General features: G+C 67.2%; 14 protein-coding genes. 9 read left to right on the top strand and 5 right to left on the bottom strand.

Translation table 11 applies throughout. The features are described from left to right. Positions 1-29: 29 nt before the first annotated feature. The 4 genes from ACUXST_RS12015 (at position 30) to ACUXST_RS12000 (ending at position 4,174) form a co-directional block, all read left to right on the top strand. Entirely contained in the window at positions 30-1,826 is a 1,797-nt protein-coding gene (locus ACUXST_RS12015) for an acyl-CoA dehydrogenase C-terminal domain-containing protein (protein ID WP_458390221.1), read from the top strand. A 140-nt stretch (positions 1,827-1,966) separates the two neighbouring features. Continuing rightward, on the top strand, positions 1,967-3,004 hold the full coding sequence (locus tag ACUXST_RS12010; protein ID WP_458390220.1) for a rod shape-determining protein: 1,038 nt from the start codon (positions 1,967-1,969) through the stop codon (positions 3,002-3,004). A 60-nt stretch (positions 3,005-3,064) separates the two neighbouring features. After that, complete coding sequence (locus ACUXST_RS12005; RefSeq protein WP_458390219.1) at positions 3,065-3,463, top strand: DUF1801 domain-containing protein; 399 nt, start codon at positions 3,065-3,067, stop codon at positions 3,461-3,463. Between the two features lie 138 nt (positions 3,464-3,601). Beyond that, positions 3,602-4,174, top strand: coding sequence for a hypothetical protein (locus tag ACUXST_RS12000; RefSeq protein WP_458390218.1), 573 nt, complete (start codon positions 3,602-3,604; stop codon positions 4,172-4,174). A 66-nt stretch (positions 4,175-4,240) separates the two neighbouring features. Here ACUXST_RS12000 and ACUXST_RS11995 read toward each other — a convergent pair whose 3' ends face one another. The 4 genes from ACUXST_RS11995 to ACUXST_RS11980 all read right to left on the bottom strand — a co-directional run bounded on the left by ACUXST_RS11995 (position 4,241) and on the right by ACUXST_RS11980 (position 10,479). Then, positions 4,241-6,913, bottom strand: coding sequence for an EAL domain-containing protein (locus ACUXST_RS11995; RefSeq protein WP_458390217.1), 2,673 nt, complete (start codon positions 6,911-6,913; stop codon positions 4,241-4,243). Positions 6,914-7,030: 117 nt separating this feature from the next. Continuing rightward, complete coding sequence (gene cysK / locus ACUXST_RS11990; RefSeq protein ID WP_458390216.1) at positions 7,031-7,960, bottom strand: cysteine synthase A; 930 nt, start codon at positions 7,958-7,960, stop codon at positions 7,031-7,033. Next, positions 7,957-9,231: an MFS transporter gene (locus ACUXST_RS11985; protein WP_458390215.1), complete on the bottom strand. Its 1,275-nt coding sequence runs from the start codon at positions 9,229-9,231 to the stop codon at positions 7,957-7,959. The genes cysK and ACUXST_RS11985 overlap by 4 nt, the downstream gene beginning before the upstream one ends. 9 nt (positions 9,232-9,240) lie before the next feature. Beyond that, complete coding sequence (locus tag ACUXST_RS11980) at positions 9,241-10,479, bottom strand: cation:proton antiporter (protein WP_458390214.1); 1,239 nt, start codon at positions 10,477-10,479, stop codon at positions 9,241-9,243. Positions 10,480-10,570: 91 nt separating this feature from the next. On the opposite strand from ACUXST_RS11980, the gene radA reads away from it, so the two are divergent. Genes radA through ACUXST_RS11955 form a run of 5 tightly spaced genes read left to right on the top strand, consistent with a single transcriptional unit; the run spans position 10,571 to position 15,747 of the window. Further along, a complete protein-coding gene (gene radA, locus ACUXST_RS11975) occupies positions 10,571-11,935 on the top strand; it encodes a DNA repair protein RadA (protein WP_458390213.1) in 1,365 nt (454 codons plus the stop codon). 53 nt (positions 11,936-11,988) lie between these two features. Next, positions 11,989-13,413: an MFS transporter gene (locus ACUXST_RS11970; protein ID WP_458390212.1), complete on the top strand. Its 1,425-nt coding sequence runs from the start codon at positions 11,989-11,991 to the stop codon at positions 13,411-13,413. Between the two features lie 44 nt (positions 13,414-13,457). After that, on the top strand, positions 13,458-13,985 hold the full coding sequence (locus ACUXST_RS11965; protein WP_458390211.1) for a CvpA family protein: 528 nt from the start codon (positions 13,458-13,460) through the stop codon (positions 13,983-13,985). Next, positions 13,982-15,292, top strand: a complete 1,311-nt coding sequence (gene cysS, locus ACUXST_RS11960; protein ID WP_458390210.1) for a cysteine--tRNA ligase — start codon at positions 13,982-13,984, stop codon at positions 15,290-15,292. The genes ACUXST_RS11965 and cysS overlap by 4 nt, the downstream gene beginning before the upstream one ends. Next, entirely contained in the window at positions 15,289-15,747 is a 459-nt protein-coding gene (locus ACUXST_RS11955) for an iron-sulfur cluster assembly scaffold protein (RefSeq protein ID WP_458390209.1), read from the top strand. The genes cysS and ACUXST_RS11955 overlap by 4 nt, the downstream gene beginning before the upstream one ends. Here the strand turns inward: ACUXST_RS11955 and ACUXST_RS11950 are convergent. After that, the gene (locus ACUXST_RS11950; protein ID WP_458390208.1) at positions 15,671-16,255 is read right to left on the bottom strand and encodes a shikimate kinase; all 585 of its coding nucleotides are present in this window, start codon (positions 16,253-16,255) and stop codon (positions 15,671-15,673) included. The genes ACUXST_RS11955 and ACUXST_RS11950 overlap by 77 nt on opposite strands. Between the last annotated feature and the right edge of the window lie 26 nt (positions 16,256-16,281).

Raw genomic sequence — 16,281 nt, 5'->3', positions numbered from 1 at the left:
TAAGACTTTACTGACACGGAGGTCAGCTGATGCCCATCTACACCGCGCCCGTCCGCGAGACACGTTTCGTGCTCAACGAGGTGCTCGACATCGGCCGCTATTCGAACCTGCCGGGCTTCGCCAACGCCACGCCTGATCTCGTCGATGCCATCCTGGACGAGGCAGGACGGTTCGCCGCGGAAGTGCTGGCGCCGTTGAACCGGGTCGGCGACGAAGTCGGCTGCACGCGGTCGGAAGATGGCTCCGTCACCGCGCCGCCGGGGTTCAAGGACGCTTACCGGCAATTCTGCGAGGCGGGCTGGCCGACGCTGACTGCGCCCGAGGACTATGGAGGACAGGGCCTACCGCAGGTCGTCGGCACCGCCGTGAGCGAGTACATCCTCTCCGCCAATCACGCGTTCGAAATGTACCAGGGGCTGACGTCGGGGGCGATTGCAGCACTGCTGGCGAAAGCATCGGACGAACTCAAGCAGCGCTACGTACCCAGGATGGTGACGGGGGAGTGGACCGGTACCATGAACCTGACGGAGCCGCACTGCGGCACCGACCTTGGGCTCTTGAAGACCCGAGCAGATCCTGAGCCCGACGGAAGCTATGCGGTCTCGGGCACCAAGATCTTCATCTCGTCGGGCGAGCACGATCTGAGCGAAAACATCATCCACCTGGTGCTCGCGAAGATCGCCGGAGCTCCGGACACAGTGAAGGGCATTTCGCTGTTCGTGGTGCCGAAGTTCCTCGTCAACGACGATGGCTCGGTGGGGGAGCGCAACGCGGTCTCCTGCGGCGCGCTCGAGAAGAAGATGGGCATCCACGGCAACGCGACCTGCGTGATGAACTACGACGCGGCCAAAGGGTGGTTGGTCGGCGAGCCCGGGAAGGGCCTCCAGGCGATGTTCATCATGATGAACGCCGCTCGCCTCGGGGTGGGCCTTCAGGGGCTGGCCCAGGGCGAGGTCGCTTACCAGAACGCAGTCGCTTACGCGAAGGACCGGCGGCAGGGTCGCGCGCTGAAAGAAGGCGAGCGGGAGGAGGGCGCGAGAGCGGACCCGATCATCGTCCATCCGGACGTCCGGCGGATGCTGCTGAAGGCGAAGGGCTGGAACGAGGCGGGGCGGGCGCTGGTGCTGTGGGGCGCGTTGCTGGTCGACCTGGCGCGCCGGTCGCCCGACGAGGCGGAGCGGAGGGAGGCGGACGACCGGCTCGGGCTGCTAACGCCGGTCATCAAGGGCTATCTGACGGACAAGGGCTTCGAAGCTGCGGTGCTGGCCCAGCAGGTGCTCGGTGGCCACGGTTACATCCGCGAGCACGGGCTCGAGCAGTTCGTGCGCGATGCGCGGATCACCCAGATCTACGAGGGCACCAACGGCATCCAGGCGATGGACCTGGTCGGGCGCAAGCTGCCGCGCGACGGCGGCCGGGCAATTCGCCGCTTCTTCGAAATGGTTGGCAAGGACATCGCCGGAGCTCGGGCTAGCGGCGACGCGCAGGGGATTGCCGCTGCGCTCGAGCCAGCGCTCGCTGACTTGCAAGCCGCGACCCTGTGGCTGGCGCAGCATGCGACGGCGGACCCGGACAACGCGGGTGCCGGCGCCTACCCGTACATGGAGCTGATGGGCCTCGTCAGCTTCGGGTGGATGTGGCTGAAGATGGCCGGGGCGGCGGGACGGGCGCTCGCTGCGGGAGAGGGCGACAGCGCCTTCCACGAAGCCAAGCTCGGGACGGCGCGCTTGTATGCCCAGCGTGAACTGCCGTTGTCGGCAGCGCTTCGCCGCCAGATCGAGGCCGGTGCCGAGGCTCTCATGACAGTGCCGGTTGACGCATTCTGAAGTCCGGCTGCTCACCGCGCGAATACAACGACTTATGGTTAACTGGTTCGCAGCCTAGTGCGCGCGGGCGCAGCCTGTGCGTAGCCTTCTTCTCTGTCGGGGGTCGGCACCCAATCATTTTTTGTCCTGGGGAGGGGCGCGTGCGTTCTTTGTTCAATTTCTCGGCGCGCGACATCGCGATCGATCTCGGCACTGCGAATACGGTCGTCTACCTGCGCGGCAGCGGGATCGTCACGAGCGAGCCGTCCGTCGTGGCGATGGAAACCATCAACGGCGTCCGCAAGGTTCGCGCCGTTGGCGACGACGCCAAGCTGATGATGGGCAAGACCCCGGAAAACCTCCGCACGATCCGTCCGCTCCGTAGCGGCGTCATTGCCGACCTCGAGGTCGCCGAGGAGATGATCAAGCACTTCATCCGCAAGGCGCATGGCGGGCCGACCCGCTTCTCGCGCGGGCCGGAGGTCGTGATCTGCATCCCGTCCGGCGCCACAAGCGTCGAGCGGCGGGCAATCCGTGACGCGGTGACGAACGCCGGCGCCGACAGGGTGTCGCTGATCGAGGAGCCCATGGCGGCGGCAATCGGCGCCGGGCTTCCGGTCACCCAGCCGATCGGCTCCATGGTCGTGGACATCGGCGGCGGCACGACTGAAGTCGGCGTCATCTCTCTTCAGGGGCTCGCCTACTGCCGCTCGGCGAGGGTGGGCGGCGACCGCATGGACGAGGCCATCACGGCCTACATCCGCCGCAACTACAACTTGATGATCGGCGAGGCGACGGCCGAGCGCGTGAAGCTGGAAATCGGCACCGCGCGCCTTCGCGGCGACACCCCGAAGCTGGTCAGCCACGTTCGCGGCCGCGATGTTGGCCGCGGCGTCCCGAGCGAAATCACGTTGGATCAGGCGCAGGTTGCCGAGGCGCTGTCCGAGCCGGTCAACCGGATCGTCGAGGTGGTGCGCGCCGCGCTCGAGCACACGCAGCCGGAGATTGCCGCGGACGTCATCGACCAGGGCATCACCATGACGGGCGGCGGATCGCTGCTGCGCGAGATCAGCGCGGTTCTGGCGGACGAGACCGGGCTGGCAGTCCGGGTTGCCGACAATCCGCTGAGCTGTGTCGCGCTCGGCGCCGGGCAGACGCTCGAGGACCAGGCGTACCGCGGGGCACTGCTCGCCGCCTGAGGCAAGCCAAACCCGCCCGCTGCTGCTACGCCCGGTTCTGCAGCAGGAGGACGACGCGTCATGACGGACTCGAAAGCAGAGGATGGCAAGTCGGCGTCCGAACTGATCGACCAGCGAATTGCTGACCTCGGCGATTGGCGCGGCGCAACGCTCGCGCGCGTGCGCGGACTGATCAAGGAAGCGGTTCCCGAGGTCGTCGAGGAGTGGAAGTGGCGCGGCGTGCCGGTCTGGTCCGACCACGGCATCATCTGCACGGGCGAGACCTACAAGAGCGTGGTCAAGCTGACGTTCGCGAAGGGCGCTTCGCTCGCGGACCCCGCAGGGCTGTTCAACTCGAGCCTCGAGGGAAACACTCGAAGAGCGATCGACATCCCCGAAGGCGCCGAAATCGACGGTGAAGCGCTGAAGGTGCTGGTCCGCTCCGCGGCTGCTCTGAACAGATCGAAGCCCCGCCGCTAAGCCATTCTGCCGGTTTGTTTAACTCCCGTTCATCGCCGCACGACGAGGCGACTGACTGACGGGACGAACGCAGGGCCACGGCTGATGCGAGGAACGTTCTATCCTCGAACAAACCAATCCCATCAGAAGGGACTATCCATGACCATGATGAAAACGATGCTGGCGGCCGGCGCGGCGATTGCGGCCGTGGCCGCTGCCGCTCCGGCCTCGGCGCAGAGCTATTACGGATACTCGCAGCCCACCTATGGCTACGCCCAGCCGACTTACGGCTCTGCGCAGCCGCGTTATGGCTATTCGCAGCCGACGTACGGCTATTCGCAGCCGACGTACGGCTATGCACAGCCGGGCTACGCGCAGCCTTATGGCGGCTATGCCATGAACACGAACGCCGCGACTCAGCAGTGCGCGGCTGCCGTCCAGAGCCGCCTCGGCAACCGCAGCACCATCGGCGGGATCCTCGGCGCGGTCCTTGGCACCAACACGATGGGCCGCGTCGTCTCGGTCACGCAGGTGCAGCCGCGCAACAATGGCACGGTTCGCGTGCGTGGTCTGGCCAGCAGCGGGCGCTATGCGTCGAACAACTACGGTCCGTATGGCGTGGGCGCCTATGGCGCGCTCGGCTACGGCTACCAGAACGCGGCCGACCTCTCGTTCCGCTGCGACGTCGACATGAACGGCTATGTCCGCAACGTCGACATCAATCGCCGCTAGATCGGCCGATCAGAGGTTCGCAAGGGAGGAGCGCCGGCTTGCCGGCGCTCCTTTTTAGTACGCCGCCTAGCTGGCGCGGCGTTCGACGAACCATTTCTGGGCGTCGCGCGGCTCCCGCTTGGGCGCGAGGCGCGCGAGGTCGAACGGTTCGAGGAACTGCAATCCGAACTTGCCCTCTTGAGCCCAGCGAACGATGCCGCGGACGGGGGCGACACCGATGATGTCGATCGTCACCTGCATGCCGGGTGAGACGGCGTTCGGGCATTCAACCAGCGCTCCCATCGACGAGATGTTGCGAAGCCTGAGCTCGATCCTCTCGCCATCTATGGAAGTGACCGCGCGGCGCATCAACCGGTGCCGCGCTTCACGGGCGCATTGGTAACCGTCCGCTTCGACCGTGACCAAGTTGGCGAGCTCGCGAGCGGTCTCGCCCGGGCCGGGTTTGCCGAAGATGTAGCCCTGGACCATGCTGACCCCGAGCTCGCGGATGAGCTGCAGATCGTCGTGCGTCTCGACGCCCTCGGCGCAAGTATCCATTCCCAGCGTCTCGGCGAGCGTCACGATGGCGCGGATGATGGCCGCGTTGCGGTTCACCGTAGACGCGGCGCCGCGGACGAAGCTCTGGTCGATCTTGATCTTGTCGAAGGGCGCCTTCTTCAAATAGCCAAGCGAGCTGTAGCCGGTGCCGAAGTCGTCCAGCGCCAGCCGGACGCCGAGCCGTTTCAGGCCGGCGAAGGTCTCGTCGGTCGAATCGCCGTCGGCCAGGAACACGCCCTCGGTGATTTCGAGCTCCAGCCGATCGGCACGGACGCCGGTCGCCTCGAGGTGCTTGGCGATGACTGCGACGATGCCCGGGTCGTTGAACTGCAGCGGGGACAGATTGACGGCGATGCGGACCTGCTCGGGCCACTGCGCGGCTTCCTCGAGCGCGGTCCGGAGCACCCATTCGCCGATCGCGCCGATGAGGCCCGCTTCCTCTGCCAGCGGCACGAACTTGTCGGGCGAGATGCGGCCGCGGGTCGGGTGAGCCCAGCGGACCAGTGCCTCGAAGCCGGAAATCTCCTCGCCGGCCGTGCGCACAATCGGCTGGTAGGCAACGCTCAGCTCGTTGCGGGCGATCGCCTGACGGAGGTCGTTTTCGAGCACCTGTCGCTCGGCGGCCTCGCTGTGCATCGACGGTTCGTAGAAGCAATGCTTGCCGCGGCCGGCGCCCTTGGCGGCGTAGAGCGCGAGGTCGGCGTTGCGGACGAGCGCATCGGCACCAGTCCGGCCCGGGTCACCGATGGCGATGCCGAGCGAGGCGCCGATGGTCACCGTGTGGCCTTCGATCATGTAGTGGCGTGAAACCTGCTCGATCAGCGTGCGGGCGAGCGACTCGATCAGGCCGATGTCGACGGTGCCGGGAAGCACCGCCTGGAACTCGTCGCCGCCGAGCCGGCCGACCTGGCCATGCTGGCCCATCACCGACTTCAGGCGGTCCGCGACCTGGCGCAGCAAGGCGTCGCCGATCGGGTGCCCGAGCGTGTCGTTGACGTTCTTGAAGCGATCGAGATCGATCATCATCAAGGTGCAACCCTTCTGCCGGTTGGCAGCATTGCGCAGCGCCTCGTCGAGCGTCTGCCGCATCATCGCGCGATTGGGCAGGCCGGTCAGCGAGTCGAAGCGGGCAAGACGCGTGATCTCCTGCTCCGACCTGCGCTGCTCGGTGAGATCGGTGCCGATGCCCCGGAAGCCGAGGAAGCGGCCGCGCTCGTCGAAGATCGGGTTGCCGGAGAGGGACCAGTGCACGTCCTGATCGCTGGCCGGACGAACGACGACGTCGGAGAACGGGAAACGGGCGGACAGATGGAAGCCTAGCGTCTTGCGCTCTTCCGACGCGCCGGAGCTGTTGACGTCGACGGACAACAGGTCCGTGAACTGGCGGCCGAGCAATGCGCCGGGCTCGCAGTTGAAGTCGTCGGCAAGCTGCTTGGAGACGTAGGACAGGGTGCCCAGCGGGTCCGTCTCCCAGAACCAGCCGCGGCCGGTGTTCTCGAACTCGTCGACGAAGTTCAGCGCCTTCTTGGCCTGCCACTCGACCCCAAGCCGCTGCCTGCCATTCGCGACGGACTTGCGGGTCGCCGCAACGGTGTAGACGAACACGGAGATCGCGACGGCATTGACCGCGAAACTGACCAGCGGCTCGGGCGAGAAAAGCAATGTTCCGAGGAGCGCGACGCCGACGTTGATGATTGCCAGCGGCGGCGACGTAACCGAGACGACGCTGCGCAGGACGAAGCAGCTGGCCAGCGCGATGGTCGCGAACGACACGTCGGCGGCAGCGAATGCGTGCACCGCTCCGCCCGCGACCGTGGAGCAGATCCCGACGGTGGCGATGTAGCCGCACATGAGGCGGCCGATCGTGTGCGATGCGAACTGAAGTCCACGCCAGCGGCTGACCACGAGTCCGGCGGCGAGATCGAGAATCAGCGCGATGACGAGCGGCAGGACGATGGCCACGGTGGTGGAGGAGCCGCTTCGTGCAGCCGGCGACACGAGCAGGGTGACCCCTGCGATCAGGTGGCTGGCAAGGAGCAGCCAGGGAACGAAAGTCCAGCCCGCGACCCGCAGCTCGGCGAGCCGCTGGTCAGTGCTCGACTCATGCTCCCGGACGTCGAACAGCAGGGCTTCGCTGGCGGACGCGCTGCGCGGGGCGATCCATTCAACCTCTGGATTCTTGCCGAACAGCGTACGCCGCATTCGTACTCACCCTCACCGACAGGAGTCGACGCGGCCGCTCGCCCGTCGGGCCGCGCCGCCGGCAAGGCTTAGCAGTCCGGGTTAACGGCGAGGCAAAGGAACACGGTTACCGGTGCATTAAGCTGTTTGTTCCGGTAGGAAATCCGGGACGGACAGGTAGCGCTCGCCAGTGTCGTAGTTGAAGGTGAGGATGCGGGCGCTCTCGCCGAGTTCGCCAAGCTTCTGCTGCACCCCGACAAGTGCCGCGCCCGACGAAATGCCGATCAGCAGCCCCTCTTCACGAGCGGCGCGGCGGGCCATTTCCTTGGCTTGATTGGCATCGACGTCGATGATGCCATCGAGCACGCCGGTATTGAGGATGCTCGGGATGAAATTCGCGCCGAGACCCTGGATCGGGTGCGGACCGGGCTTGCCGCCGGTCAGGATAGGCGACAGCGCCGGCTCGACGGCGAAGACCTTCAAGTTAGGCCAGACCGGCTTCAGCACCTCGGCGCACGCCGTGATGTGGCCGCCGGTGCCGACTCCGGTAATGATCGCGTCGATCGGCGAATCGCCGAAGTCGCGGAGAATCTCCTGGGCGGTGGTGCGCCGGTGGACCTCGACGTTGGCGGCATTGTCGAACTGCGCCGGCATCCAGCTGTTCGGCGTCTGCTCGACCAGTTCGCGGGCGCGATCGACGGCGCCCTGCATGCCCTTTTCCTTGGCGGTGAGGTCGAAGCTGGCGCCGTAAGCGAGCATCAGGCGGCGGCGCTCAAGGCTCATGCTCTCGGGCATGACCAGGACCAGCTTGTAGCCCTTCACGGCGGCGACCATCGCCAGGCCGATGCCGGTGTTGCCGGAGGTCGGCTCGATGATCGTGCCGCCCGGCTTCAAGGCGCCGGAACTCTCCGCATCCTCGATCATGGCGAGGGCGATTCGGTCCTTGATGGAGCCGCCGGGATTGGCGCGTTCGGACTTCATCCACACTTCGGCACGATCACCGAACAGGCGGTTGATCCGGATGTGCGGCGTATTGCCGATGGTCTCGAGGACGTTTGCGGCCTTCATCCCACGCTCTCCTTTGGTTTCAGTTCGTCCAAGTCGGGTGCGTCAAAGCTTCTTGCAAGCCGCAGCTCCGGGAATTTCCAGCCCCAGATTGCAACGACGAGAACTGCGCCCACACCCCCGGCGATGACCGCCGCTATGGGCCCGATCAGCGCGCCGAGGAAGCCCGACTCCGCCTCGCCAAGCTCGTTCGAGGCGGAGATGAAGAGAGAGGACACCGCGCCGACGCGGCCCCGCATCTCGTCCGGCGTATAAAGCTGGATCAGCGACTGGCGGACATAGACCGAGAACATGTCGGCGGCGCCGAGGACCGCCAGGCACGCAAGCGACAAGGGCATCCGGCGCGAGATGCCGAAGAGGATGGTGGCCGCTCCGAACACCGCCACGGCGGCAAGCATCTTCAGCCCGACGTTGCTCTTCAGCGGGCGCACGGCGAAGAACGCGGCCGTCAGCGTCGCCCCGACAGCTGGCGCGGCGCGCAGGTGGCCTAGGCCTTCGGGGCCGGCGTGGAGCACGTCGCGCGCAAAGACCGGCAGCATCGCCGTCGCGCCGCCGAGCAGGACGGCGAACAGGTCGAGGCTGATCGCTCCGAGCACCAGGCGGTTGTGGCGGACGTACCGAAGACCCTCGATCATCTGCCGCCACGGATGGCGCGTGCGGTCGATGTCGGTCCGCGGCAGCGGCGGGATGGCGAACAGGCCTGCCAGCGCGACCGCGAACAGCAGGACGCTCGCAGCGTAGGGCGCGACTGGTGCGACCGCGTAGAGATAGCCGCCGAGCGCCGGGCCGCCGATTGCGCCGGCCTGCCAAGCGATCGACGACAGGGCGATGGCGCGAGGGAGGATTTCTCGGGGAACGAGATTCGGCGCGAGCGCTCCAAGCGCGGGACCGGCAAACGCCCGTGCCACGCCGAGCAGTGCGGCGATCACGTAGAGAGCCGGCAAGGTGGTCGCGTGCCGCCAGGCAAGCGCCGCCAACGCCACCGCACACAGCAGCTCCAGGGCCACCGACAACCGAGCGATCCAGCGGCGGTCGACGCGGTCGGCGGTCCAGCCGGTGATCAGCGTCAGCAGGAACAGCGGCACGAACTGAACGAGGCCGATCATCCCCAGCCGGAGGGCTGCCGCTTCCTGCCCCATGCTGTGGCGGGCAATGTCGTAGGCCTGCCAGCCGATGACGATGACCATCGCCATCTGCGCGACGGTCGTGCTGAGCCGCGCCAGCCAGAAGGCGCGGAATGCCGGGATTCGAAGCGGTTCGGGGAGCAGGCTCACCCGCCGCGCCTAGCCGTCCGCCGGAGGAGCGGCAACGGCCTCCGAGGACTCCGCGGCGAGACCGAGCCGGCGGATCAGAAGCGGCATCGTCAAGCCTTGAACGAAGATGGAGAAGGCGACGACCAGGAAGGCCGTGACGATGATGGCGAGCCGCTCGGGCACGTTGGCCGGAAGCGCCAGCGCGAGCGCGAGGGCTAGCGCGCCGCGCAACCCTCCCCACACAAGCACGTGCTGGTACGCGCCCGGAACGGCGATCTTCGAGCGTCCGAACAAGGCCGAGAGCGGATAGACGGCGACGATGCGGCCGAGCAGCACCAGCACGATGGCAGCGAGGCCGATCCGCCAGCCGAGCTGGTGCAGGGGCTGCGCGGCCTCGTGCAGGCCGATGAGAAAGAAGACGAAGCTGTTCGCGAGGAACGCAAAATAGTCCCACGCCGACATGACGTGGTCGCGGCCCTCGTCGGAAATCGAACCGAGCCAGCCGATGTTGCCGATCACCAGCCCCGCGGCCACGCAGGCCAGCACGCCGGATGCATGGAAATGCTCTGCTGTGAGGAACGAGGCGTAGGCGGCGATCGTCGTCAGCGTGATCTCCACCAGGTGGTCGTCGGTTCGCCCCGCGATCATCAGGATCACGCCGCCAACCAGGGAGCCGATCAGGACCCCGCCGATGGTCGTCCACAGGAACTGAGTCGCAACGCCGGCGGGCGTCGCGGCTGCCGTGCTGACCGCGATACCTGCCAGCACCGCGAAGAGTACGGCCGCTACGCCATCGTTGAGCAGGCTCTCCGATTCGACGAGCATGCTTAGGCGCCGCTCGACCTTGAGCTCGCGGAACGACGCGATCACCGAGACCGGATCGGTGGCCGCGATCAAGACGCCGAACAGGGCGGCGCCGATCCAGCTCCAGCCGATCAGCCAGTGCATGCCAGCCGCGACGACCGCCGCAGCGATTGCGACGCCCGCAAAGGCGAGGAGCAGCACGACGGGCAACTCGCGCCGGAACGGCTTCCATTCGAGCTGCAGCGCCGCTTCGAACACCAGCGGCGGCAGGAACACGTTGAAGATGAGGTCGCGCGAAAGCGGGATCTCGGGAGCGGTTGGAAGGAAGGCGATGCCGACGCCGGCAGCCACCAGGCCGACGCTGTACGGCAGGCCAAAGCGCCGGGAGACCATCGCCATCAGGCAGGCGACGATCAGCAGCACGCCGATCGAGGCAAATGGGAAGGTTTCGACGGACGCGCTCATGGCCGCGCCATAACAAGCGTTTTCGGCCAGGTCTGCCCTGCTGCAGCTGTTCGGGGCTAGGAGAACGAAACGGGATCAGTTAGGCTCAGTCATGGCCAAGCCGAAATCCCGCTACGTGTGTCAGTCATGCGGCTCCATCTCGAGCCGGTGGCAGGGGCAATGCGTCGACTGTTCCGAGTGGAACACGCTGGTGCAGGAGACGGCCGAGGTCTCGAACATCTTCGCCGCCAAGCACAACCTGCAGGGCGGCGGGCGGACGATTCAGCTGGTCGGGCTGGAGACGCCTGCGAAGCTGCCGGAACGGCTGCCGAGCGGGCTTGCCGAGTTCGACCGCGCGATCGGCGGCGGCATCGTGCCGGGTTCGGCGATGCTGGTCGGAGGCGATCCCGGCATCGGCAAGTCGACGCTGCTGCTCCAGGTCGCAGCGCGTCTGGCGAGCGCCGGGCAAAGCGTCATCTACGTGTCGGGAGAGGAGTCGGCCGAGCAGGTCCGGCTTCGGGCTGTTCGGCTTGGTCTCGGCGGCGCGCCGGTGCAGCTGGCGGCTGCGACCTCCGTCCGCGACATTCTGACCACCGTTGGCGACGACGCGCCGGCGCTGCTGATCATCGATTCGATCCAGACCATGCACAGCGACCTCATCGAAGGCGCGCCGGGCACGGTCAGCCAGGTGCGGGCTTCGGCGCAGGAGCTCGTCCGCTTCGCCAAGGAGCATGCGACTGCCGTGGTCCTCGTCGGCCACGTCACCAAGGACGGCACCATCGCCGGGCCGCGGGTGCTCGAGCATATGGTCGACACGGTGCTGAGCTTCGAAGGCGAGCGGAGTCACCAATACCGGATACTTCGCGCCATGAAGAACCGCTTCGGCGGGACGGATGAGATCGGCGTGTTCGCGATGGAAGGGGCGGGCCTCGCCGAAGTGCCGAACCCCTCGGCGCTGTTCCTCACCAGCCGCGGCGAGCCGGTCAGCGGCACCAGCGTCTTCCCGGCCATCGAAGGCTCGCGCCCGGTGCTGGTCGAGATCCAGGCTCTGGTCGTCAGGTTGGCAACGGCGGCAACCCCGCGCCGCGCGGCGGTCGGCTGGGATAGTGGCCGCCTCGCCATGATCCTGGCCGTGCTTGAAGCGCGCTGCGGCATGAGTTTCGCTACGGCGGAGGTCTATCTCAATGTCGCCGGTGGATATCGCCTCAGCGACCCGGCTGCGGATCTGGCAGTCGCGGCGGCGCTGGTGTCGGCACTGTCCGAGCGCCCGGTGCCGGGTGACTGCGTGGTGCTTGGCGAGATCGCTTTGTCCGGTGAAATCCGGCCGGTCGCACACGCGGGACTGCGGTTGAAGGAATCCGCCAAACTCGGGTTCGAAGCGGGGTGGCTGCCCAAAGGCATCAAAGGCGGCGAGGGATTGCGAATGAATGAGTTCGCCAACTTGCGCGGGCTGGTGGACCAGGTCCTGGGCCGCTGAGCCGCAGCCGTAGCATCCATTCGGCCGGAGACGCGTTGCCCGCCCATTCAGCCGTGAACGTCCAAACCCAAATTCCCTCGGAGCAGCAGGCGGCCCAGGCTCAGGACGGCCTGCCGGTCCCGCGCCGCTACTGGTCCGTCGCCAGCATCTGGCTCGCCCTGACCATGGCCGTGCTGGACGGCGCGATCGCCAACGTCGCGCTGCCGACCATCGCCCGCGAGCTTGGCGCTTCGCCGGCAAGTTCGGTGTGGGTGATCAACGCCTATCAGCTCACCATCACCATGCTGCTTCTGCCACTCGCGGCGCTCGGAGACCGCGTGGGCTACAAGACGATCTACATCCCCGGCCTGGCGCTGTTCACGATCGGCTCGATCGCCTGTGCGTTCGGCAACACGCTCCTGCTCCTGATCCTGGCGCGGGTATTCCAGGGCGTCGGCGCCGCCTGCATCATGAGCATGAACGCGGCACTGGTGCGGGCAACTTACCCGTCGAGCATGCTGGGCCGAGGCATCGGCTACAATGCCATGGTGCTGTCGATGTCGGCGGCGATCGGGCCGACACTGGCGGCGCTCATCCTGAGCGTCGCGTCCTGGCAGTGGCTGTTCCTGATCAACCTGCCGATCGGCATCGCCGCGCTTTACGTCGGCCGACGGTCGCTTCCGGAGCCGCGTGGCCATGGGCAGCCGTTTGCGTGGACCTCGGCGGCGCTCAGTGCGGCGATGATGGGGCTGGTGGTGTTCGGCGCCGAGATGTTCGCGCGGGAAGGCGCCGGGCTTGGTCTGATCATGGTCGTCGGCGGAGTGGCCGCGGGCGCAGCGCTGGTGTGGCGGGACTGGAGCCGGCCGAACCCGCTGATGCCGCTCGACCTGCTGCGCATACCGATCTTCAGCCTCTCGATCACGACGTCGGTGGTATCGTTTGCCGCGCAGATGCTGGCCTACGTCGCCATCCCGTTCCTGCTTCAGTCGGTGCTCCATCGAAGCGTCTTCGCGACCGGGCTGCTGATGACTCCCTGGCCCATCGCAGTTGGCTTCGCTGCTCCGTTCGCCGGGCGGCTGGCGGACCGGGTTCCTTCGGGGCTGCTGGGCGGGATCGGGCTGGCGATCTTCGCGGCGGGCTTGTTCGCGCTATCGCGGCTCGGGGCTGATCCCGGCAACTTGGACATTGCCTGGAGGATGGCAGTGTGCGGCCTCGGTTTCGGGCTGTTCCAGTCGCCCAACAACCGCACGATCGTCAGCGCCGCGCCAAAACCGCGATCCGGTGCCGCGGGCGGAATGCTGGCGACAGCCCGGCTACTCGGCCAGACGGCGGGCGCGGTGACCGTGGGTGCGGCGTTCCACCTGTTCGGCGTCGGCGTGACGCCCAAGCTGCTCCTTGCCGCAGCGATTGCCGCTCTGGTCGCGGCGGGGATCAGCCTGACGCGCCTCCGGGTGCAGCCGCCGTCGCGCGTTGCTGTCTACAGGCCGATCCTCGACTAGCTCGGGACTGGCGCGGATAATTCGGCTCGGCTAGCCGAACGCTTGTGAGCGCGCTGGATATCTTCGTCTTCATCCTGCTGATCGGTGGCGGGGCAATCGGCTTCGTGCGCGGCTTCGTGCACGAGATCATCTCGCTGCTCGCCTGGATCGTCGCCGTCGCCATGCTCAAGCTGTTCCACGCGCAGCTCTGGGCGGGGCTGACCGGCAATGTGGTTGCGAGCCCGGCAGCGGCGGCGGTCCTCGCCTTTGCGATCCTCTTCGTTCCAAGCTTCCTCGCGGTGAAGCTGCTTGCCCGCGCGATCGGCGGCCGGACTCGCAAGCATGCCGTGCTGGGGCCGTTCGACCGTGTGCTCGGCGGCGGCTTCGGGCTGCTGAAGGGATTGCTCGGCGCGACCCTGTTCTTTCTTCTCGCCAACCTCGCCACGGACATGGTCTACGGCCCGCAGGCCGAGCGGCCGGCCTGGATGATCAAGTCGCGGACCTACCCGCTGCTGAACGCCAGCGGCCGCTCCATCGTCGACTGGGTGGAAGCCCGCCGGCACCATCCCGTGGCACGCCCGGACGACCAATGATCCGCCTTTACGACACCATGACGCGTGAGAAGCGGCCGTTCGTGCCTTTGAACCCGGAGCGGGTCACGATGTATGTCTGCGGCCCGACCGTCTATGGCCGCGCCCACATCGGCAATGCGCGTCCGGCCGTCGTCTTCGACACGCTGGCCCGACTGGTCCGCCACGAGTTCGGGGCCAAGAGCCTGGTCTATGCCCGCAACGTGACCGACGTCGACGACAAGATCATTGCCTCCGCCGAAGAGGAGGGCGTCGCGCCGGCGGTGATCACCGAGCGCTACGAGCGCTTCTATCTCGAGGACATGGGCGCTCTCGGTGTCGCCGCGCCGGACATCGCGCCCCATGCCACGCATGAGATCGCGCCGATGATCGCGATGATCGAGCGGCTGGTGGGTCTTGGCCATGCCTATGAGGCGGAAGGCCACGTCCTGTTCAACGTTCCCTCGGACCCGCAATATGGCGCGCTCAGCCGGCGTGACCGGGACTCCATGCTGGCCGGAGCGCGGGTCGAGGTGGCGCCCTACAAGCGCGATCCGGCCGACTTCGTCCTGTGGAAGCCGAGCGGTGAGCACATCATCGGCTGGGACTCGCCGTGGGGAAGGGGCCGTCCGGGCTGGCACATCGAGTGCTCGGCAATGATCAGCGCCCATCTCGGCGAGACGATCGACATCCATGGCGGCGGGCTCGACCTCATTTTCCCGCACCACGAGAACGAGATTGCGCAGAGCCGCTGCGCTCACGCCGGGGCGCCGCTGGCCCGCTTCTGGATCCACAACGGCTTCCTCGACATGGGTGCCGAGAAGATGTCGAAGTCGCTTGGCAACGTGATCACGCCGAACGAGCTGCTGGCGCAGGGACACAAGGGTGAGACGCTGCGGCTGGCGTTGCTCTCCGCCCATTACCGGCAGCCGCTGCCGTGGACCGAGGGGCTGATCGCGCAATCGAAGGCGAGCCTCGACCGGCTCTATCGTTCGGCAGGAGACGCGGAGGCCGGCGACGTCGACGGGGGAGTAGTGGACGCGCTTTCCGACGACCTCAACACGCCGCTGGCGCTATCGCGCCTTTCGGCCATCGAGGACGCCGCGACACTTCGGGCGAGCGGACAGTTGCTCGGACTGCTCGGCGAGAGCGGCGGCGCCTGGTTCCAGGGCGATGCGCACCCAAGCGCGATCGAACAGCGGATCGCGCACCGCGCGGCTGCGAAGGCCTCGCGCGATTTTGCGACAGCCGACCGTATCCGCGAAGAGCTGAAGGCCGAGGGCATCATCCTCGAGGACGGGGCCGGCGGAACGACCTGGCGGCGGGAATGAACGCGCCGCTCTATACCGCCGAGATATTGCGACTCGCAGCTTCGCTGTCGGACTCGCGTCCGCTGGGACGAGAAGATGGGACTGCGGAGCTGCGCTCGCCGACCTGCGGAAGCCGCGTGAAGATATCGGTTGAGGTCGGACACGACGCGCGCATCGAGGCACTGTCGCAGCAGGTTCATGCCTGCGCCTTCGGTCAGGCCTCGGCGGCGATCCTGCAGGAGGGCGCCATCGGCCGCAGCGCTGATGAGGTCGAGCGGACGGTGGAAGCCATCACGGCCTGGCTGGAGGGCTCTGACGAACTCCCCGCCTGGGACGGCATCGCCGCGCTCGCGCCCGCGCGATCCCGGCGCGCGCGACATGCGGCCATCCTGCTTCCGTTCAGGTCCCTAGCGGCTGCGCTGGTTGCGGCTGGGCGCCGTCGTGATCAGGTCCAAGATATTCCTCCAGCGCCCTGACGATCGTCTCGACGACGTCGCGATGGGCGCCGTCGTTGCTTCGCACGTGGATGTGGGCCTCGGCGTAGGCCGGCCGCTCTTCCTCGGCGATCCGCTGCAGGGTTGCCTTTGGGTCGTCGGTGCGCAGCAGCGGCCGGGTGTTGCGGCGCTTGGTCCGCTCGGCGAGCACCTCCACCGGCGCATCGAGCCACACCGTGATGGTTTGCGTTTTCAGAAGCTCGCGGGTGCCCGGGTCAACGAACACGCCCCCGCCTGTGGAGATCACGCGAACTCGCCCATCCACCAGTCGTGCGACGAGCCGTCGCTCACCATCGCGATAGTCCTGCTCGCCAAAGCGTTCGAAAACCTCGGCCGCGGAGAAGCCCGAGGCGTCCTCGATCTCCGCGTCGCTGTCGACGAATGGCAGGTTGAGCCGGCGGGCGAGACGGCGGCCGACGGTCGACTTGCCGACGCCCATCAGGCCGACGAGGACGACCGGGCGGTCGAGACGCTGCGACAAATCACTCACCGGAAAGGGCTATACAGCGCGATGCA

This window comes from Sphingomonas sp. F9_3S_D5_B_2 (assembly GCF_054263715.1).
Note: the sequence above shows the minus strand (reverse complement) of the source record. Positions and strands in the feature narration are given on the sequence as shown.